We start from the raw sequence: 19,777 nt of genomic DNA on the forward strand, positions 1-19,777 counted from the left end.
AAATCATTTCGCTCACGGCATATCACGTTTTTTTAAAATTGTTGTCACATTTCTGTCACAAATATTCCGTAAACTGCTTAATAGAAACAAAGCAAGAGCAGAATCATATAGGGAAGCGAAAGGAGAAAATGTCATGGAAAACAATTTTAATGGAAATAATAACGATAACAATAACAATAACAATAACAGTTCAGATTCTTTATATTCATACAGCTATCTCAATCAGGAGAATCAGGAACGCAATCCGAATTACTATGAAAGACAGGAAGAAAACCATCAGTCCGCATTTAAGGCACAGGAAGAAAACAGCAGGATTTCACAGACAAATACGGCAGACCAGACAGCAGGCGGTGAAAGAACTTATACGGCAGACCAGACGGCAGATAGGGAAGGAACTTTTTCCACAGAACCGGCAGCGGGCGGTGAGAGAACTTACATCGCAGGAGAAGCTCCCAGCCGGAATCAGGAATATAAAAGAGACGACAGTCAGTTTTACAGTACCGGGCAGTCCAATGCCTCTTACAGCAGCCAGTGGAATCCGGTACCGGAAGATGCGAAGAAGAAAAAACAGAAATATTCCGGAGAAAAGAAACATCATGGCTTTGGCGTAACAGTGGGAAAATGTGCGGCTCTTGCCCTGGTATTCGGATTGGTTTCTGGTACAGTGTTCTACGGAACGGGACTTGCTTTTCAATATGCCGGCGGCCCTAATAATGCCCGGCTGGAAACCACAGCAGGAGAAGACGGCAAAACAGATGGCACTACTTCTAACAGCATTTCAGGAACCAGCGTAAGTACTGCAACCACCATCAATGATGTGGCTGATATTGTGGATAACGTAATTCCCTCCATCGTATCTATTACGAATATGGGTCAGCAGGAAATGGGCAGAGATTTCTTCGGCCGTTCCTATATGCAGGATACTGAGAGCGCAGGAAGCGGGATTATTATAAGCCAGACGGAGAAGGAAATTTATATCGCTACCAATAATCATGTGGTAGCCAATTCCAGTCAGCTGACTGTGAATTTTACAGATGATCAGTCTGTGACAGCAGAGATTAAAGGCTCAGACGCCAGTACGGATTTGGCAGTAATTTCTGTATCAATTGCGGATATTCCGGAAGAAACTATGGAAAAAATAAAAGTAGCCACACTTGGCAATTCCGATGATATCAGAGTAGGGCAGAGCGCGGTGGCAATCGGAAATGCACTGGGATACGGGCAGTCCGTTACCACAGGAGTGATCAGTGCTTTGGATCGGGAGGTTACTGTACAGGACGAGAATACAGGCGTATCTATTACCAATGATTTAATTCAGACCAGCGCTGCAATCAATCCTGGGAACAGCGGCGGAGCTCTGGTAAATATGAACGGAGAAGTAATTGGAATTAACTCTGTCAAATATAACGATACCAGCGTAGAAGGCATGGGATTTGCAATACCAATCTCTGCGGCAGAACCGATTATCAACGATTTGATTACCAGGGAAGTGGTAGATGAGTCAAATTCTGCATACCTTGGCGTATCCGGCCAGGATGTGACAGAAGATCTGGCTGAAAGTTTTGGAATTCCAGAGGGATTGTACATCACAATGGTGCAGGAAAACAGCGCTGCAGAGAAAGCGGGAATTAAAAAAGGAGATGTTATTACGGAATTTGATGGAAGAAAAGTTCAGTCTATGGATGGTTTAAAAGAACTGATGCAGTATTATGCAGCAGGAACTGAAGTGGAAATTACCATTCAGACCAATCAAAACGGAGAGTGGCAGGAACAGAAAGTCACAGCCGTATTAGGGAAAAAGAATGACTGATTTTTCTTTTAAAATAAGGGAAAGTATGGTAAAATAAATATTAAGAAAATGAAAATGCCAATCTGGAATGATCCAGATTGGCGTTTCGGCTTAGGAACTGTTAAAAAATAACTTGTGATTTTGGTTGTCTTTTTCTCGGAGAGTGCTGATCAAAATCAGTTGGATAGCTCGTTATGCGCCTGATTTTTGAATATCGCTCTCGAAGAAAAATACCCAATGGAGCGCGCTGTCCTGCGCACGATTCACAAGTTATTTCTTAACAGTTCCTTACAGAGATATTGCAGAAGCGGCTGCTTTTGCAGTAGGAATGGACAAGGAGCCGCCGGATCACTTGTTCCGGAAAAGGGAGGTTTATTGAATGAGAAAGAAAAAAATCGTAATTGCCCTGGGACATGATGCATTAGGAACTACATTGCCGGAGCAAAAAAGAGCTGCCCAGAGAACTGCAAAAGCAGTGGTGGATTTTATCAAAGAAGATTACCAGGTGGTAATTTCCCACAGCAACGGCCCTCAGGTGGGTATGATACACACAGCGATGGCGGAATTCTGCAGGATTTATCCAGAATATACAGCAACTCCCATGTCGGTATGCTCCGCCATGAGTCAGGGATACATTGGCTACGATTTACAGAATGCAATCCGTACAGAACTGCTGAACCGGGGAATTTATAAACCGGTGTCCACGATTCTGACCCAGGTCTGTGTAGACCCCTATGACGATGCTTTTTATCGTCCCACCAAGGAAATTGGCCGTGTAATGACAGAGGAAGAAGCAGAAGCAGAAGAGAAGAAAGGCAACCATGTGGTGAAGACCGAAGCCGGGTACCGCAGAATTGTTGCTGCACCCAAGCCTGTGGATATTGTGGAGATTGACGCCATACGCGCACTTCTAGAAGCGGAACAGGTGGTGATTGCCTGCGGCGGAGGGGGAATTCCCGTGCTTGCCCAGGGGCATAAGCTGAAAGGAGCCAGCGCAGTGATTGAGAAAGATTCTGCGGCAGGTAAGCTGGCAGATCTGGTAGATGCAGACCGTCTGGTGATTTTAACAGGGGTAGAGAAGGTCTGCCTGAATTTTGGAACCGGTCAGGAGGAACCTCTGGATGAGATAACTACAGCCCAGGCCAGGAGTTATATGGAGGAAGGACAGTTTGAGCCAGGAACAATGCTTCCTAAGATTGAAGCTGCCATTGAGTTTATCGGGAATTCAGCAGTGCGAAGTGTATTGATTACCAGATTGGAGTCTTCTGGAGAGGAAATTAAGAAAATAACCGGAACAATAATAAGGAAATAATGATTTTTACACATGGCCTGCCTTGTGGCAGAAAAATGCTCAGTGTGGCACAGGCAGAAAAATTTTAAAAAATCAGGAAAGGAAAATTAATATGAAAAATCTGAGAAAAACGAAAATTATCTGTACTTTGGGGCCAGCAACGGATCAGGATGATGTGTTACGGCAATTGATGGTGGAAGGAATGAATGTTGCCAGGTTTAATTTCTCCCATGGCACCCATGAGGAACAGGGAGAACGGCTGAAAAAAGTCCGCAGGCTGCGGGAAGAGCTGGATTTGCCGGTGGCTACCCTGTTAGATACCAAGGGACCGGAAATTCGCCTACGGGATATTAAAGACGGCAAGGCACAGCTGGAGCCAGGCCAGATATTTACTCTGACGACGGAAGAGATTCTGGGTGATAAGGAGCGTGTATCTATTACTTACAAAGAGCTGGTGACAGATGTAGCGCCAGGCTGCCGGATTCTCATTGATGACGGACTGATTGAGCTTGGGGTGGATGAGGTAACAGATACAGATATTGTCTGCCATGTAGTAAACGGTGGCGTGATTTCCAATAAGAAAGGGGTCAATGTCCCAAATGTAGAATTGTCTATGCCTTACATCAGTGAAAAAGATTATGAGGATATTGTGTTCGGGATTGAACAGGATTTTGATTTTGTGGCGGCTTCTTTTGTCCGCACTGCAGATGACGTTCTGGAAATCAGGAAGATTTTTGAAGAAAAGAACTGCAATAACATCAACATTATTTCCAAGATTGAAAATATGCAGGGCGTGGAAAATATAGATGAGATTATCCGGGTATCCGATGGAATCATGGTAGCCAGAGGGGATATGGGTGTGGAAATTCCTTTAGAGGATGTTCCAGTTATTCAGAAAATGATTATCAAGAAGGTGATTGACGCCGGAAAACAGGTGATTACCGCTACCCAGATGTTAGATTCCATGATGAAAAATCCAAGGCCCACTCGGGCGGAGTCTACCGACGTGGCAAATGCCATTTACGATGGAACCAGTGCAATTATGCTGTCAGGAGAGACTGCGGCAGGCCTCTATCCGGTGGAAGCATTGAAAACCATGGTGAAAATTGCAATTCGCACAGAGCAGGATATCAATTATACCGCCCGGTTCAAATCCAGGGAAAATATGAGCAACCCGGATATTACCAACGCCATTTCCCATGCTACCTGCACCACGGCAAATGATTTGAAGGCAGCGGCTATTATTACAGTAACCCAGTCCGGCGAAACAGCCCGGATGATTTCCAAATACCGTCCGGACTGCCCCATCATCGGCGGAAGCATGTATCCTAAGGTGTGCCGCCAGCTGAACCTGTCCTGGGGCGTTACGCCTTTGCATGTGGAGCTGAAAGAAGATGCAGACGAATTATTTGATCATGCGGTAGATGCAGCCCAGGCAGCAGGTCTGGTGTCTATGGGAGATATCACGGTTATTACAGGAGGCGTGCCTTTAGGGGTATCCGGGACAACCAATATTCTGAAAGTTCATGTGGCAGGCCATATTCTGGCTACCGGAACGGGAATCAATGATAAGACCGTGTCTGCAAATCTCTGTGTCTGCAAAAATCTCCAGGATTTGCGGAGGGATTTTAAAACAGGGGATATTATTGTTGCAAAAGAGACAAATAATGAAATGATGGAACAGCTGCGCAATGCGTCCGGCCTGATCGTGGAAGAAGGCGGAGCAGGCTCCCATGCGGTGATTGCAGGATTGAGTCTGGATATTCCGGTGATTATTGAGGCGGAAAACGCCACCTCTATTTTGAAAACGGGAGCATATGTCACCTTAAATGGCAAAGACGGAATTGTCAGCTGCAACCAGTAAAATTCGGAGCTGCACAGTAAAATAGTTTACTTGCGAGAAGAGGTTTACAGGGAGATTAAGTATGAAAAAGTATAGAATATGGCTGGCGGTATTATTGATTGGGGTTCTGGCGTTTGGCGGCTGCGGCGGCTTTAACGGCAGTGGAAAAGCCAGGCAGCAGTCTCAGGAACAGGACGGCGGGGAAACCTCTGTGAAGGAGGAGCTGCCTGAGGAGAAAGAACAGTTGGGAAGTGAGGAATCTTCAGAGGAAAATAATGCTTCTGAGAATGGGGAATCGCCAGAGGGAAGCAATGCTTCTGAGAATGGGGAATTACCGGAAGGAAGCAATGCTTCTCAGAATCCGGAATCACTTTCCGGGCAGGAAACGGCGGCTCCTGCATTAAATGAAGAAACTGTGGTGCGTTCCCGAGAAGAGGTGGTAACAACCTCTTCTGTAAATATCAGGACTGCTCCTTCTACAGACAGTGAAGTATACCAGACTGCAGTCCGCAGAACAGAATTGCTCCGGACTGCAGATGATGGAACCTGGAGCGCTGTGGAAATTGATGGAAAAGAATACTACGTTGCCTCAGAATACCTGAAATTGAAATCAGAAATGACAGACAACGGATATCTAGTGGTGATTGACGCAGGACATCAGGGAAGGGGCAACAGTGAGCAGGAGCCCATCGGCCCCGGAGCCTCTGAGACGAAGCCCAAGGTAGCCAGCGGAACCTCCGGCTGTGTCAGCGGCTTGAATGAGTATGAACTGACGCTGATGGTGTCCTTAAAGCTGCAGGCGGAATTGGAAGCCAGAGGTTATCAGGTGATGATGATCCGTACCAGCCATGATGTAAATATCAGCAACAGCGAGCGGGCGGCAGTTGCCAACAATGCAGGGGCAGACGCCTTTATCCGGGTGCATGCCAACGGTTCTGATGACAGCAGTGAGAACGGCATCCTGACCATCTGCCCAACCTCTTCCAATCCCTATATGGGCAGCCTGTACAGTCAGTGCCGGAGCCTTTCTGAATGTGTGCTGGACGGTGCAGTCAATGCCACCGGAGCCAATAAGAAATATATCTGGGAAACAGACACCATGAGCGGCATTAACTGGTGCACCGTTCCGGTCACTATTGTGGAAATGGGATTTATGACGAATCCCGATGAGGACAGCAGAATGGCGGAGGACGGGTATCAAAGTCAGCTTGCGGCGGGAATTGCAGATGGCGTGGACGCTTATTTTGGGAATTAAAAGCTTGAGAAGTGTTGCTGGCTTTATACTCGAGAGCATACTTATTTGCCAAATGATTTGCTGCTCTTTCTGGAATAGCGGGAATCTGTTGGAAAATCATTTGGCTCACGGGTATAGAAAAGGAGAGCGTTTAGATGAAGAAATATAAGAAATCGGTGAAAGGGTTTCTGTCCCTTTTGCTGGCGGCAGTTTTGCTGGCAGTTGGCTGCAGCGGGGGAAATCTGGAGGTGCATGCGGCGCAAAAGCCAACCCGAATCAAATTGAATTACAGCAAATATACCCTGGCTGTAGGAGATAAGCGGACCATAAAGGTGACGTCGGTACAGCCTGTGGGTGCGTCGAAAGAGGTGGTCTGGCGTTCCTCCAATTCAAACATCGCTGCAGTAAGGAAAACGGCCTACGGCGGAAAAGTAATAGCCAAAAAGAGCGGGACGGCAACGATTACAGCCAGATCAAAAAGCAATCCGAAAATCAAAGCATCCTGCAAAATTAAGGTTTGCAGGGCAACGGAAAGCATAGAATTAAAATCTAAAAAATCCTGTACCCTGAAAATGGGAGAAACGAAACGCCTCAGTGTAAAAACGAAACCCAAGAACCAGCCTGTTATCTGGCGGACTACCAACAAAAAAGTAGCTGCTGTTGACAGTAAAGGCAAGGTAACTGCCATAGCCCGGGGAAAAGCCACTGTCACAGCCACATCTGGCGGAAAATCAGTAAAAGTGTCTGTAAAAGTAGAGGGAAACGGACATCTGGTGGTGATTGACGCTGGCCATCAGGCAAGAGGAAACAGTGAGCGTGAGCCGATTGGTCCCGGAGCCTCAGAGATGAAACCCAAGGTTGCCAGCGGAACCAGCGGATGTGTGACTGGGCTGAACGAATATGAGCTGAATCTGATGGTTTCCCTTAAACTGCAGGCAGTTTTGCAGCAACGGGGATACGATGTTCAGATGATCCGTACCAGCCATGACGTGAATATCAGCAACAGTGAGCGGGCAGCCATTGCGAATCAGGCAGGGGCGCACGCCTTTATCCGGATTCATGCCAACGGTTCCTCTAACAGCAGCGAGAACGGTATTCTGACCATTTGTCCTACTCCTGGAAATCCTTACATGGGATATCTCTACAGTCAGTGCCGGAGACTTTCCGAGTGTGTGCTGGACGGGGCTGTCAATGCTACCGGAGCCAATAAGAAATATATTTGGGAGACGGATACCATGAGCGGCATTAATTGGTGCACCGTTCCGGTCACCATTGTGGAGATGGGATTTATGACGAATCCGGATGAAGATCGCAGGATGGCGGATGATGGATATCAGAATCGGCTTGCGGCAGGAATTGCGGATGGGATAGACGCTTATTTTGGGAATTAAAAGTATCATGATGGAATATCATGAAAATGGTGGTGATATAAAATGTCGGAGTATTTGCTTTTCCTTTTAGGAAGTTATCGGGAAGCCATAGGAAAGCTATTAGGGAGCCGGTTAACAAGAGTGATTTTGTATGGATCTTATGCCAGAGGGGATTTTAATCAGGACTCGGATATGGATATCATGATTCTTATGGATGCAATCTGGGCAGCGTATGAAGCGGCGATGAGGCTGAAAGTGTTTCATGCTGCAGCAGCCATTCCTTGATATCCAGCCCTCCTGCATATCCCACAAGAGAACCGTTGTTCCCAATGACCCGGTGGCAGGGGATCACAATCATAATGGGGTTGCGGTTATTGGCCATGCCCACTGCCCGGCAGCCCCGGGGGTTATGAATCTGGAGGGCGATTTCTTTATAACTGCGTGTTTCTCCGTAGGGGATGGTGCATAACGCATCCCAGACCTTTTTCTGAAACGGGGTGCCGGCAGGCTGCAGAGGAAGGTCGAAAGTTTTCCGCGCGCCCTGGAAATATTCCTCTAATTGTGATTTAGCCAGGGCGATCAGCGGTGTGTTCTTTTGTTCCGCCGAATCTATGAGAGAATTGGCTGATTCCATTCCTGCAGCTTGGCTGCAGTAAGCCGGGACTGTTTTGGAATCTATGGGGCAGTCAGCTGTTCTCAGTTTCTTTTCCGATAATTCCAGGCGTGTGATCTTTTCATTTTCCTCTGTCAGAAGCAGAATTCCCAAAGGAGAAGAATAATAATCAAAGTATTTCATGGCGGTTTCCTTTCTTGGTTTTTACAGAAGGGTTTTCGTACAGCCCAAAACTCATATGCCATAGTTTGCGGAATATTTTTGAATGCTGCCTTTTTTCTGATATTAATCAGTATATAATAATATTCAGGAAAATAAAAGGAGAATATATCTATGATAGGAACATTTTCAGGAAATCCAGAGGGATGGAACGCCCAAATCAGAACACAGTTAGAACAGATTGCAGAGCCAAAGTTCCGGCAGTTTACCGCAAAGCTGCTTCCCGGAACAGAAAATATCCTGGGGGTGCGGCTGCCTCTGCTGCGGAAAATGGCAAAGGAGCTTGCGAAAGGGGATTGGAAAACATATCTTTCTAATGCCGCCGATGGCAGTTATGAGGAAATCATGCTGCAGGGGATGACTTTGGGATATGCAAAAGGGGATTTGCAGGGAAAAAAGGAGTTCCTGGAGCGTTTTATTCCCAAAATAGACAATTGGTCGGTTTGCGACAGCGTATGCTCCACCATAAAGCTAGCCCAAAGCCAGCCGGAGGAGATGTGGGAATTTCTGCAGTCGTATTTGGACAGTTCTGAGGAATTCCATATACGTTTTGCCCTGGTGCAGCTTTTGGACTATTATGTCAATGAAGCGTATCTTGCAAGGGTTCTAAAAGCGGCGCAGCAGGTGAAGCAGGAGGATTACTATGTCAATATGGCACAGGCATGGCTGCTTTCCATTTGTTACCGAGAATTCCCAAGGGAGACGCTGCCGGTATTGGAAAAGAATCCATTGAAGGATTTTACCCACAATAAGGCAATTCAAAAGATTACGGAATCTCTGAAAGTGCCGAAAGAGGACAAGGAACGGGTGATACGGCTGCGGCGATGATGGCGGATTTCTGATGGGAACCGAGTATTTATTGTGGTGCACAATTTCCGATGTAGGCAAAATTTGAAAGATGAGAAATCAAGTAAATACTCCGGCGGTATTTACCATATAACGCAGATTGATTTGACATACAACTCGAATCATATAGAGGGCAGTGGCCTGACTCATGATCAGACCAGATATATTACTTTGGCGGTTAAAACTTGATGTTTTTTCTATTCATTAGCATGGTTTTCTGATATAATTAAAGTATGGAAAAAATCAATTTACTAAAAGTCTCCCCAGAGACCAGGAAAATCATGAAACAACAAGCGATAGGACTTAAAAAAAAGCATGTAAAGCATAAAGAAATTGCGGAAACGCTCAATATCTCAATTCAGACAGTGGATAGAATATCAAGCGCGTATAAAAAGGAGGGAGCGAAATGTCTGAAGGAGAAAAAGCGTGGCCGTAAATTAGGCGAAAAATGCCAGCTTACGCCTGCACAGGAAAGTCTTATTTATCGTTGACAATCTTAAAGTTCATCATGGAAAAATTGTTGCAGAATGGTTGTTAGAGCATAAGGATGAAATAGAATTATTTTTCACTTCACCTTATTCCCCTGAAATCAATCCAGATGAATATTTGAACCATAACCTGAAGCAGAACATACACAGCGGGATTATTCCGCACGCCAAAGAACAAATCCGCAACAAAACAGAGCGGTTTATGCATTATTTACAAAAACACAGTGAAAAGGTATCCTGTTTTTTTCAACATAAAAAGCTGAAATATATTCAAAACTACGGTTATTAAAACATTGACTTTTAATAGCCGTAGTAATAGAATTTATCCGATTCAGAAACGAGAAGAGAATTATTACATTTTGTCCAGTGATAAAGAAATTATAAAATATTCTGAAAAGTTTGCTAGTGAAAATAAAAAATTTAAAGAAGGAAACGATTGAAATGAGAAAAGCAAACCATTTTAAAATGATTGTCACAGATTTGGTATGGTACATTATTAAGAAACGACAAAACAATTTCCCCGTACACAATCAAAACAATTGCAAAATTGCGCCAGTCAGGGCATAAATTCGTAGTTGCAACTGCACGGCCCCTGCGCGCTGCAAAGAAATTTTTAGAATCTATGGAAATTGATGCCGGTATATACCATAATGGAGCGCTGCTCTATCGCGGAAAAAATAAAATTGACAGTTATCAAATAGACCATGCCCATGATGTTATCCATTCTATTTTAAACTTAAATCCATCAGCCTTTGTTGCAGCAGAGGTTGACGATATTTTATATTCTAATTTTGCAGCGGAACGTTTAGGGCCCGGTACAGATTATACTTTAACGCAGTCTGACTTCTCCGAGATATGTGGAAAAAAAGCAGATAAAATCATCGTGGAGGTAAATTCCCTGGAGGATATGGAAAAATATAAAAGCGTCCTTACCGATGATCTGTATATTCAGATATCGGAAAATATAATCGGTATGATCATGAAAAAAGCTGGGGCAAAAAGCAATGGAATCCAATACCTGGCATCTGAATTTGGTATAGGCACAGAAAATATCATTGCGTTCGGTGATGATTATAACGATATAGATATGCTTCAGACTGCAGGCATCGGCATATGCGTTAAGAATGGACTGGATATTGTAAAGAATCACGCAGATGCAATTTGCGGGTCCAAGGAAGAGGATGGCGTGGCAAAGTGGCTGGAAAAGAATATATAGGTCAGGATAAACGCATCAATTTAAAATTATGGCTCAAAAAAATCCAGATATCGGGAAAAATCCCACGCTAATATGCAGAGTGAGAAGGGGATGCTGAACCGCCAGATCCGCTCCATACAGACAGAGGCCACTTTGGAGACATAAAGGAAAACGAAAAATTTCGCCGGTTTAATTACCGTTCTGCAGAAAAAGTATACAAGGAATTTATGCTGTACGCAATTGGTCGGAATATAGATAAATACCACCGTTTTCTGCACGATAAGATACATATCAACAAGAAAAAAGACATCTCCCGCAGAAGATACATAAATATTATGATAAGTTTTTCACTTCTTCAATAAACTTTTCTGTTGCCGCGGTTGGTTCATTGGCATAAATCAGCCCATGGGGCATGGTATATCCTGCTTCCAGAGGAATGGCTATCAGATTTGTGTGAATATCAGAATAAACTGGTTGTGTAATTAAAATATATGGGTTTACTTCGCATAAAGTAAAGGTATCCGCACATAGTAAGAGAAATCAATAATCTGCGTGGTGGGATAGTTGCATATGATTTCATCACGGAAAGCTGGCTGCATGGGTTGGGTGAACCGACTTACCATCAGGCAGAGGCAATGCATGCATACCCCTTGTTTACTTCCTGTTGTCCCGGATGGATTCGGTTTGTGGAAACCCAGTATCCCCATTTGATGAAATATGTGTCCACCTCCAAATCTCCAATGGAAATGTTTGGCGCAGTCATAAAGGAATATTATAAAAAACTGGATAAAAAAGAAGGAAAAGAAACGGTGTCAGTGGCGATCATGCCATGTACTGCCAAGAAATTTGAGGCATCCAGAGAGGAATTTAAGAGAAAGGGAATTCCAGATGTGGATTATGTGCTGACTTCCGAGGAAGTGATCACTATGCTGCAGGAAATTGGAATCCGCTTTGACCGTCTGGAGCCGGAAGCTTACGATATGCCTTTTTCCATCTATTCCGGAGCGGGCGTAATTTTCGGTGCCACCGGAGGCGTTACAGAAGCGGCAGTGCGCCGGGTAGTGGAAGATAAGAGTCCCAAGGTATTGAAAGAAATTGAATTTATCGGCGTCCGCGGTATGGAGGGAGTCAAGAACTGTGAACTTACCCTGGGAGAATGCCAGGTGAGAAGAAAATCCCCTGATGGAAACTTTGTACAATGATTTGCGGAAGAACCGGGAGCATGAGCTTCTGCATGTAGATTATATACAGGAATAACAGAATGAGTACAAAAAAAGATTGACATTTTAAAAATTTTTTTGGTATAATACACCCGTCGAGTGGCGAAAAGCGTAAATCCAGATTATGGATTTGCGCTTTTTCTTTTTCAGGAAGTAGGAGGAATGGAAAATGAACGGAAAAGAAAACAAAATGTCTTTTATGCCAGTTGGCAGGCTGATGCTGACCATGGGAATTCCCATGATATTGTCCATGATGCTGCAGGCTGTTTACAATATTGTGGACAGTATTTTTGTAGGAGGAATGGAAGGGACGGGAGAACAGGCGTTAAATGCTCTGACACTGGCATTTCCGGTACAAATGTTAATGGTAGCCATCGGAATTGGTACCGGTGTTGGCATGGGTGCGGTGATTTCCATGAGACTGGGACAGAAAAATCAGGAACAGGCAAGTCTGACCACAGGAAATGGTTTTTTTCTTGCAATGCTCATATATGTCCTGTGCTTTCTGTTTGGAATATTTGGCGTAACCGCATATATCAGAAGCCAGACGGGGAATGCAGTGATTGCAGATATGGCAGTGGGCTATCTCAGGATATGCTGCGTACTGTCTTTTGGAATTGTATTTTTTTCTATTTTTGAAAAGTTGCTGCAATCAACTGGAAAATCCATGTATTCTACCATTGCACAGATTACAGGGGCGGTTGTAAATATAATTTTGGATCCTGTATTGATCTATGGCTGGTTGGGAGCGCCAAAGCTTGGCGTTGATGGCGCAGCTTACGCAACGGTTCTCGGGCAGGTTGTATCCATGGTTCTTGCAGCAATGTTTCATTTCAGGAAAAACAAAGAAATTAAAAATGGATTTATTTATATGCGGCCTTCTGTGCAGATTATAAAAGAAATTTATGCAATCGGCCTTCCGGCCATCATTGCCCAGGCTCTTATGTCAGTTATGACTTATGGATTGAACCGGATTCTGGTAAGAATAGATGAATCTGTAGTGACAGCATATGGTCTGTTTTACAAGATTCAGCAGTTTATTTTGTTTGCCGCTTTCGGCCTTCGCGATGCCATTACGCCAATTGTGTCCTTCAATTATGGAAAGCAGGATAAAGCACGGATTCAAAGTGGGATTCGGTATGGATTATGCTACACGTTGGGAATTATGCTTGCGGGAACGCTCTTTCTGGAATTATTTGCAGAACCTTTTTCATCCATGTTTGGATTATCTGGAAGCACAAAGGAAATCTGTATCAGCGCTATGCGTATTATTTCTGTCAGTTTTGTATTTGCAGGCGCCAATGTAGCCTTTCAGGGAATATTCCAGGCATTGGAAGCTGGAATGGAATCTCTGGTTGTTTCGGTCTGCAGACAGTTTTTGTTTGTGCTTCCCTCTGCCTGGCTGCTGTCAGAAATAGCAATCAGAAACCAGGAAATGACATGGGTGGTATGGCTGGCGTTTTTGATTGCAGAGGGCGTAAGCTGTATGATCTCCGTTATCTTTATGAAACGGATTCGTAAAAATAAGATAGATGTACTGGCTTCTTATGCAGATGCTGACAATGTAAACTTTACAGAAAACCCTCTGCAGGAAGAACTGTGATTTATGGCACTGCCCACAGGTTGTTTTAACTGATAACTTTTTCCATAAGATGTAAGGTGCAATAGTCTTTTTCCCGGGCAACGATACCACTATGCCATGAAAAGATAGTTCCAGTTGTGAGTGGTATTCTTTTAATAATTGCATCATTTCGTGATTAAGGGGACACATGTAATTCCAATAATAAAAATCCGGCGGTGGAAGGTATCCATGCACGGTTCTTCAGGGGAAGCTATTGCGGAACGACTGCGGGAAATGGAAAACTGAACAGCAAAAACGGGGAGAACTTTCAGGTTGGTTTCTCCCCGTTTTCTGCTGTCTGTTCACTGTCTGTCTCCCCGGCAGTTCCTGTATTTTCACTGTTGGGCTGCAGAAGTCTCTGCAGAAAGCTGTCGTCATGATGCTTTTTTCTGGTTTTCTGGGACTCCTGGGATTCCGGTACGGGAGAGTTGGTGCCGGACTCCCATTTTCTTCTGGTGCGCTGGTTTAACATGAGTTTTAAATCACTAAGGAGCTGGCGCTCTTTGGCCTTTTTTCTGAGCAGGCGGCCGTTAAGTTCGTCAATACGATGGCTGGTATTGTCAGTTTCTTCCAGCAGAAGTTCCTTCTGTCCTGTCTGCAAATGTTTCTTCTGTTCTGCCCGCAGTAATTCCAGTTCCTGCTGTTCCGTTTCCTGATCCAGAAATCCAAAGACGTCCCTTAAGGTCTGATGACCCTGCCGGTGCAGGAGCTGCTTCATGCATTCCAGAAAATCTCCGCCCTTTTTTGCACCTTCCAGATCATAAAATAATGCCTGATTGCGCAGGGGTACTTCGGAGGAAAAAAGCATCTGTTTGTCGCCATGGAGGATTCTTTTCATGGAACCCCGGTCCAGATGTTTTTCCTTCTCTGAGTGCAGGGAAGTGCCGGGAGCTTCAAAGGCTTCCAGGGAAAAGCCTTCCCTCCCGCGGTTTTGCTTCTTTTCCTTCTTCAGAAATTGCAATGTTCCGTAAGAGTTTCTTATGCCAGAGGTTGTCCCGGAGGTTTCCCTGCCCATTTTCCCGAAAGTTCTTCTGGAAGTTTTTCCGAAAAATGCTTCCTTTCCAGTCTGTTCTTTTGTGTGGGTTTCCCGGTGCAGAAGGGCCTGACCGGATTCCCAGCGTGGTTTTTGACTTTCTTTTTCAAAATAAGTGCCCATATTCACCATATTCGTCACGACTGAGCTTTTTACCGCTTTTTTCCAGCTCATGACTGAGTCCTTTCAGAATTAATTCCATATCCAGTAAGGGATGCTGTGTTTCTGCAGCCAGAAAACTGGCATAAATTAACGTATTTTTAATCATGCTGCCGCTGATCTCAAACTGTCCTGCGAGAAAGTCAAAGTCGATTTCATCGGATATCGGGAGTCTGGCAGGAATCATGGACTGCCACATCTGAAGCCTTAAGCCGGCGTCAGGCAGCGGAAAGTTAATGATATCGCTGATTCTGCGGCGGAATGCACTGTCAAAATTCTGCAGATAGTTGGTGGCCAGAATGCTTACGCCCTCGTATTCCTCCATTTTCTGCAGCAGAAAGGCAATTTCCATATTACTGTACTTATCGTTGGATTCTTTGATTTCCGTCCGTTTGGAAAAGAGCACGTCTGCCTCATCAAAAAAGAGGATGGCCATACTTTTTTCCGCTTCTCCGAATATACGATTCAGCTTTTTTTCTGTTTCTCCAATATATTTATCTACAACTGCGGGCAGTTCTACCCGGTACAGTTCCATGTTCAGTTCAGAGGCCATAACCTGGGCGGCCATGGTTTTCCCAGTGCCTGGGGGTCCGGCGAAAATCATGGAAACGCCGTTGCCATAGGCGGATTTTTCCAGAAAGCCCCATTCTTCATAGACCAGCTTTCGATTGCGGATTCGTTCTATGATATGGAACAGTTTCTGTTTTGTGAGCGTGGGAAGGATCAGATCGTCCATCTGGTAAAAGCCGGGGATTTTTTTGGCGTATTTATCCAAAGAATGAGAGGAAACCTGGAGTATGGCCTTTCTCAGATGTTCCCCGGTAATGACGTCGGTTCCATTGCTTAGAGCGTAAGATCTGGCGAGTTCCAGAATATCCTTCATTCTGCCGGGCAGAAAATTGTACCGGTGTAAAAAATCCGTCCGTGTTTCTTCACATTCCCATTGGTAGGAGTGGGTAAGTGTTTCAAATAGATTTTTGTCTTCTAATACCTGCTGAGCGGAGAGAAAAAAAGGAAGGTACTGACGTTGAATGGAGCGAATATGTGGAAGCTCTGGTCCTGTGCCCAGAAGGAAAATAGTTTCTTCTTCTTTCAGCCAGTGAAAGAGAGGCGTCAGATCCTCTTCTTCTTTCGGTAATTCCAGAACAAACATGGCATGGTTTATAAGGCATTCTATCTGTATTTCCCGAAGCTGGTGTTCGGTTTGAAGCTGTTCATAAGATATCACCGCAAGATCCATGTGGGATTCTGCGGCAAGATAAGCGTAATTCAATTTCCGTCCGCTTCCTTCCCGGCCTTGCAGATAGACCAGTTTTTTCCCGGGAATCTCCGAAATACAGTGGAGGATTTTAGGATATAAACAGATGTTTCTGCCCAGAGGAGGCAGCGGATTTCCTTTTGTGTGATACCATTCCAGGCCAGGAATGTATTGGGATTCTAACAGGAACCCCTGTAAAAAGAGAAAAATCCTGGGTGTGATCCGGAGGCTTTCTGGCAGCTTTGCTGGCTCCTGTTCCCGGTAAAAGAGCAGTGGAGCAGACTGGTAATACAATTCTGTTCCGGGAAAATCAGGAGATTCGTTTTTCCAGAACAGCTTCCAGGCGGAAAGAGTCAGCAGTTCTCCTTTTCTTTCAGTATAGAGTGATGCTGCCAGCAGCAGAAGTTCTTCCTGTTCCAGCCTGGCGGAGAGGGCAAGGTATAAAAAAGGAGAAAATACGCCCTGTTCTGCACTTGTTACAGATTTTTGCAGCAGGGCAGAAAAAGATTCTTTCGGATGGAAAGCTGTCTGCTGTTCCCATACATGGTTGCCCCAGTCAGTTAAATCATTTAAAAATTCCTGATAATCGTGGTAGGTATCCATTACATCCTCCATCTGTTATGTTAGATCTGCTTGCAGATCCATGCCCGCCGGATGGTGTTTTTAAACACATGCTATGATTTCTTTAAAGGTTTTGCTAAAATCCAGTTCCAGGTCTTTCCGATACAATTGCTGCATCCGGTCATATTGCTGTTTGGCTTCTGCCTGCCTGCCGTTTTTGTACAGGCAGACAATGAACTGTGATACGATTTCTTCGCTATAAGGGTCTGTTTCAAGCATTCTCTGGAAAAAGGGAAGGGCGGCTTCCGGATGGTTCTGAATGTCTTTGCTGGCGGCCCCGGATTTTAATACCTTAAGGTATTGATTTTCCAGTTCTTTTGCCTTGCCATAGGACCATAGATAACCGCTGCTTCCCATATAGCTTCCGGGATAGAGCTGCATAATCTGTTCCGGATGTTTCTCACATGATTTTGGATCATTTAAATACGTCAATAATGTTTCCAGATCAGAATCTACAAGTTGCATGTTCAGAGAATATTTCTTATGTTCATAGGAAATCAGATCTTCCAGACCTTCCGGTATAAAAGACTGACGGATGCTGTAAAGGGTGGTATGGAACAGGGCGATAGCGCTTTTGATTCCTGCATCCGGCCATAACAGTTCGATCAGGGCTTCTCTGGAGACGCTGGCTCCCTGCAGATGGAACAGGTAGGCAAACAATTCCCGCGCTTTTTTTGTCCGCCATTTCAGGGGCTGGCCTTCTGCGCCGGGAAGGAATACAAAGAAGCCGTCCATGCATTGGATTTTAATTTTTCCACTCTTTTTCTGTTCCGCAAAATCTTCTTTTTGAGAAATGAGATAAGGAGCAGCCATGGTATTTTTCTGGATAGAGCGGATTTCCTTTAAGATCTGTTGGTGTTTTGAAGTAAAACCAAGATTCCATATATGGTTTCTGGTCAAAAATGTATTTCCGGTTCTGGATTGTTCTATTGCTTTCCGGTGATCTCCCTCATCCCAGGATAAAACAGCCAGCATTTCCCAGGCAGCGGCTGTTTGCAGAGTCTCATGGGAGGAATGTTGGATGATGTCTCTGGCAATCTGGCGGGCAGCTGGATAATCAGCGGACAGATAAGAGGCTTTCATTTGTTCCGCAAGGATGCAGTTGCGCAGAAGAAAGCCTTCCGGAATATGTTCAAGGCGTACATCCTGTATGGAGCATGTTTGTGCCGGTTTCCGGTTCAGGAAAGAAAGAATCTGCAGTGCAGCCAGCAAAAAAGAATTTTCCTGAAATTGAATGCCCCGGCTGGTCAGTGTGGTAAGAAGCTGTACAGCTTCTTCTGACTGCTGCAGGCAGCAGTTTATCTTGATCTGTTCGGTGCAGACTGCTTCTGCAGTTTCATTCCAGAAAGTTTTATGGTCTTCAAAGGCCTGAGCCAAAAATATACCAGCCTGGGACAGTTCTCCGGCTTTGCGGCTTTCAGAGGCCTGAAACAGCCGGACTTTTTTGTAATCCTGTATCCGTCCTTCTTCATAGAATTCTTTTCCTGCCTGTTCAATCTGCTGATTTGCTTCTGCGGTATTTCCAATGGCCATTAAATATTTTCCATATATAAATCTGGCTTTGGAGGTCAGGATACAATGTTCCCGGTCAAGAAATGCAAACCATCGCTCCATGGTTCCATAAAGCCGGTCTTCCAGTATGGAGTCACCAGAGACCTCAATAACTGCCTGGACAATATCTGCGGCTTTCCCGCGGCATGCGTATTCTGCTGCCTGAATCCGGTCATTCGTTTTCAGAAGAAAATAAGCGGCGGTCTGCAGAACATCCTGTTGTTCTTCCAATGTTGTCTGAGATAACAGAAAGCGCCGGAAAATAGAATGATAGCAGTACAGGCTGCTGACTTCGCCTAATGTCTGAACAAAGAGTTTTTCATTTACCAGGTAACGCAGCATACTTTCTGAGTTATGGATGCCAACTACTTTATTACAGATGGCAGGCGTCATGTAGTCTAAAACCGCTGTTTGTTTCAGGAATGTCTGAATGTCAAAGGGAAGCATTTTGTATACCCGTGTCATAAAATAGTCGGAAACTTCCAGATTTTCGCAGATTTCCTTCAGATTCTCCATAGTGGTATTTTTTTTCTGCTGCCGCAGTTGAAGCATGATCTGAGCAACGCCTACCGGCCAGCCTTCGGTACAGCCATATATCAGGTTTGCCCATTGGATGTCCTGTATGCCCATATCGTTTAGAAATATTGCAATTTCCTCTGGTTGAAACTGCAGCTCCTTCATGCCAATACAGACTGCCCGGCCGCTTTGGGTATACTTGTCAAAAAAGTGGGGCAGGGAACGTTTTTCCACAATAAACAACCGGATTTTTTTGTCCATGGTTTCTATTAAGATGTCCAGCAGATTAAAAATATCCGGATTGTTGATTTCCTGAAAATCATCAAAGATTACATTTAAAAATTCGATTTGCGTATCCAGCCACAGAACCAGCTGCTCCATTAATATATCAATATTTTCCGGAAGAGAGCCGGAAACCTTAAAGTCGTTTTTTATATTGCCCAGCGCATACTGGACAGATTTTGTAAAGTTCTGAATAAAAGACATCAGATCATTGTCTGTATCACTGATGCTGTACCAGGCGCTTTTTTCGGGAACATGATGTATGTAATGAGCCAGCACTTGAGTTTTTCCATAACCGGCGCCGGCATTGAGCAGAATAATACCTGCTTCTGATGAAGAGAGGAAGGTGTCTGCTGCTCGTTCGGTATATCCTTTGTCTACGTTTGGTATTTGAATTTTGCTGTTTTCCTTCTTCATAGCTGTCTTATCTTTCTGTTTTTTCTGCTAAAACCAGGGCGTCAAAAGCATTTCTGACGCCTCAATCTTGTTAGTAGGATCTATTTGAAATAATTGTAGCATTTGTCATATGAGAGTTCTACAAAATGGGACGAGCGGCAAATTTAGAGGGACAAAAATCTTTGAATGGATTTGTACTGTTCAGAATTTTGTTTAGTGGGTGGTTTTATAA

At 44.5% G+C, this 19,777-nt stretch carries 16 protein-coding genes and 1 pseudogene; 13 read left to right on the top strand and 4 right to left on the bottom strand.

The genetic code is table 11. The features are described from left to right. Positions 1-133: 133 nt before the first annotated feature. From E5329_RS08585 to E5329_RS32120, 6 genes are all read left to right on the top strand, one after another. Positions 134-1,810, top strand: coding sequence for a S1C family serine protease (locus tag E5329_RS08585; RefSeq protein ID WP_135989160.1), 1,677 nt, complete (start codon positions 134-136; stop codon positions 1,808-1,810). Positions 1,811-2,168: 358 nt separating this feature from the next. Then, a complete protein-coding gene (gene arcC / locus E5329_RS08590) occupies positions 2,169-3,101 on the top strand; it encodes a carbamate kinase (protein WP_135989161.1) in 933 nt (310 codons plus the stop codon). Positions 3,102-3,192: 91 nt separating this feature from the next. After that, positions 3,193-4,944, top strand: a complete 1,752-nt coding sequence (gene pyk, locus E5329_RS08595; RefSeq protein WP_135989162.1) for a pyruvate kinase — start codon at positions 3,193-3,195, stop codon at positions 4,942-4,944. A 61-nt stretch (positions 4,945-5,005) separates the two neighbouring features. Next, positions 5,006-6,178 (top strand): N-acetylmuramoyl-L-alanine amidase, encoded by a 1,173-nt coding sequence (locus E5329_RS08600; protein WP_135989163.1) that lies wholly within the window; start codon positions 5,006-5,008, stop codon positions 6,176-6,178. Between the two features lie 134 nt (positions 6,179-6,312). Further along, positions 6,313-7,548: an N-acetylmuramoyl-L-alanine amidase gene (locus E5329_RS08605; protein WP_135989164.1), complete on the top strand. Its 1,236-nt coding sequence runs from the start codon at positions 6,313-6,315 to the stop codon at positions 7,546-7,548. A gap of 42 nt (positions 7,549-7,590) precedes the next feature. After that, a complete protein-coding gene (locus E5329_RS32120) occupies positions 7,591-7,812 on the top strand; it encodes a nucleotidyltransferase domain-containing protein (RefSeq protein WP_135989165.1) in 222 nt (73 codons plus the stop codon). On the opposite strand, the gene E5329_RS08615 is transcribed toward E5329_RS32120, so the two are convergent. After that, positions 7,736-8,323 carry a methylated-DNA--[protein]-cysteine S-methyltransferase gene (locus E5329_RS08615; RefSeq protein ID WP_135989166.1) on the bottom strand — a complete coding sequence of 196 codons (588 nt, stop codon included), beginning with the start codon at positions 8,321-8,323 and terminating at the stop codon, positions 7,736-7,738. The genes E5329_RS32120 and E5329_RS08615 overlap by 77 nt on opposite strands. Positions 8,324-8,473: 150 nt before the next feature. Between E5329_RS08615 and E5329_RS08620 the strand changes: the two genes are divergently transcribed. The 7 genes and pseudogenes from E5329_RS08620 (at position 8,474) to E5329_RS08655 (ending at position 13,711) form a co-directional block, all read left to right on the top strand. Next, the gene (locus tag E5329_RS08620) at positions 8,474-9,187 is read left to right on the top strand and encodes a DNA alkylation repair protein (RefSeq protein ID WP_135989167.1); all 714 of its coding nucleotides are present in this window, start codon (positions 8,474-8,476) and stop codon (positions 9,185-9,187) included. 251 nt (positions 9,188-9,438) lie between these two features. Continuing rightward, positions 9,439-9,696, top strand: a complete 258-nt coding sequence (locus E5329_RS08630) for a helix-turn-helix domain-containing protein (protein WP_135989168.1) — start codon at positions 9,439-9,441, stop codon at positions 9,694-9,696. A 25-nt stretch (positions 9,697-9,721) separates the two neighbouring features. After that, positions 9,722-9,982, top strand: a complete 261-nt coding sequence (locus E5329_RS32525) for a transposase (protein WP_408634649.1) — start codon at positions 9,722-9,724, stop codon at positions 9,980-9,982. A 180-nt stretch (positions 9,983-10,162) separates the two neighbouring features. Next, positions 10,163-10,909, top strand: coding sequence for a Cof-type HAD-IIB family hydrolase (locus E5329_RS08640; RefSeq protein ID WP_135989169.1), 747 nt, complete (start codon positions 10,163-10,165; stop codon positions 10,907-10,909). Positions 10,910-10,960: 51 nt separating this feature from the next. Next, positions 10,961-11,250 (top strand): annotated as a pseudogene (locus E5329_RS32130) (transposase); the annotation flags it as partial. Between the two features lie 240 nt (positions 11,251-11,490). Next, positions 11,491-12,090 (top strand): [Fe-Fe] hydrogenase large subunit C-terminal domain-containing protein, encoded by a 600-nt coding sequence (locus E5329_RS08650; protein WP_330572044.1) that lies wholly within the window; start codon positions 11,491-11,493, stop codon positions 12,088-12,090. A gap of 187 nt (positions 12,091-12,277) precedes the next feature. After that, positions 12,278-13,711, top strand: coding sequence for an MATE family efflux transporter (locus E5329_RS08655; protein ID WP_135989170.1), 1,434 nt, complete (start codon positions 12,278-12,280; stop codon positions 13,709-13,711). Positions 13,712-13,997: 286 nt separating this feature from the next. Here E5329_RS08655 and E5329_RS08660 read toward each other — a convergent pair whose 3' ends face one another. From E5329_RS08660 to E5329_RS08670, 3 genes are read right to left on the bottom strand one after another with little or no spacing between them, the layout of a single operon-like run. Then, the gene (locus tag E5329_RS08660; protein WP_135989171.1) at positions 13,998-14,936 is read right to left on the bottom strand and encodes a hypothetical protein; all 939 of its coding nucleotides are present in this window, start codon (positions 14,934-14,936) and stop codon (positions 13,998-14,000) included. After that, entirely contained in the window at positions 14,869-16,782 is a 1,914-nt protein-coding gene (locus tag E5329_RS08665) for an ATP-binding protein (protein WP_168356562.1), read from the bottom strand. The genes E5329_RS08660 and E5329_RS08665 overlap by 68 nt, the downstream gene beginning before the upstream one ends. A gap of 60 nt (positions 16,783-16,842) precedes the next feature. After that, positions 16,843-19,566, bottom strand: a complete 2,724-nt coding sequence (locus E5329_RS08670; RefSeq protein WP_135989173.1) for a BTAD domain-containing putative transcriptional regulator — start codon at positions 19,564-19,566, stop codon at positions 16,843-16,845. Positions 19,567-19,777: the final 211 nt, after the last annotated feature.

The organism is Petralouisia muris (genome assembly GCF_004793545.1).
Lineage (GTDB): Bacteria > Bacillota > Clostridia > Lachnospirales > Lachnospiraceae > Petralouisia > Petralouisia muris.

Excerpts from the sequence above, each read along its gene's own strand:
- E5329_RS08585 (WP_135989160.1), top strand. The coding sequence starts at position 134 with ATGGAAAACAATTTTAATGGAAATAATAACGATAACAATAACAATAAC.
- arcC (WP_135989161.1), top strand. The coding sequence starts at position 2,169 with ATGAGAAAGAAAAAAATCGTAATTGCCCTGGGACATGATGCATTAGGA.
- pyk (WP_135989162.1), top strand. The coding sequence starts at position 3,193 with ATGAAAAATCTGAGAAAAACGAAAATTATCTGTACTTTGGGGCCAGCA.
- E5329_RS08600 (WP_135989163.1), top strand. The coding sequence starts at position 5,006 with ATGAAAAAGTATAGAATATGGCTGGCGGTATTATTGATTGGGGTTCTG.
- E5329_RS08605 (WP_135989164.1), top strand. The coding sequence starts at position 6,313 with ATGAAGAAATATAAGAAATCGGTGAAAGGGTTTCTGTCCCTTTTGCTG.
- E5329_RS32120 (WP_135989165.1), top strand. The coding sequence starts at position 7,591 with ATGTCGGAGTATTTGCTTTTCCTTTTAGGAAGTTATCGGGAAGCCATA.
- E5329_RS08615 (WP_135989166.1), bottom strand. The coding sequence starts at position 8,323 with ATGAAATACTTTGATTATTATTCTTCTCCTTTGGGAATTCTGCTTCTG.
- E5329_RS08620 (WP_135989167.1), top strand. The coding sequence starts at position 8,474 with ATGATAGGAACATTTTCAGGAAATCCAGAGGGATGGAACGCCCAAATC.
- E5329_RS08630 (WP_135989168.1), top strand. The coding sequence starts at position 9,439 with ATGGAAAAAATCAATTTACTAAAAGTCTCCCCAGAGACCAGGAAAATC.
- E5329_RS08655 (WP_135989170.1), top strand. The coding sequence starts at position 12,278 with ATGAACGGAAAAGAAAACAAAATGTCTTTTATGCCAGTTGGCAGGCTG.
- E5329_RS08660 (WP_135989171.1), bottom strand. The coding sequence starts at position 14,936 with ATGAGCTGGAAAAAAGCGGTAAAAAGCTCAGTCGTGACGAATATGGTG.
- E5329_RS08665 (WP_168356562.1), bottom strand. The coding sequence starts at position 16,782 with ATGGATACCTACCACGATTATCAGGAATTTTTAAATGATTTAACTGAC.
- E5329_RS08670 (WP_135989173.1), bottom strand. The coding sequence starts at position 19,566 with ATGAAGAAGGAAAACAGCAAAATTCAAATACCAAACGTAGACAAAGGA.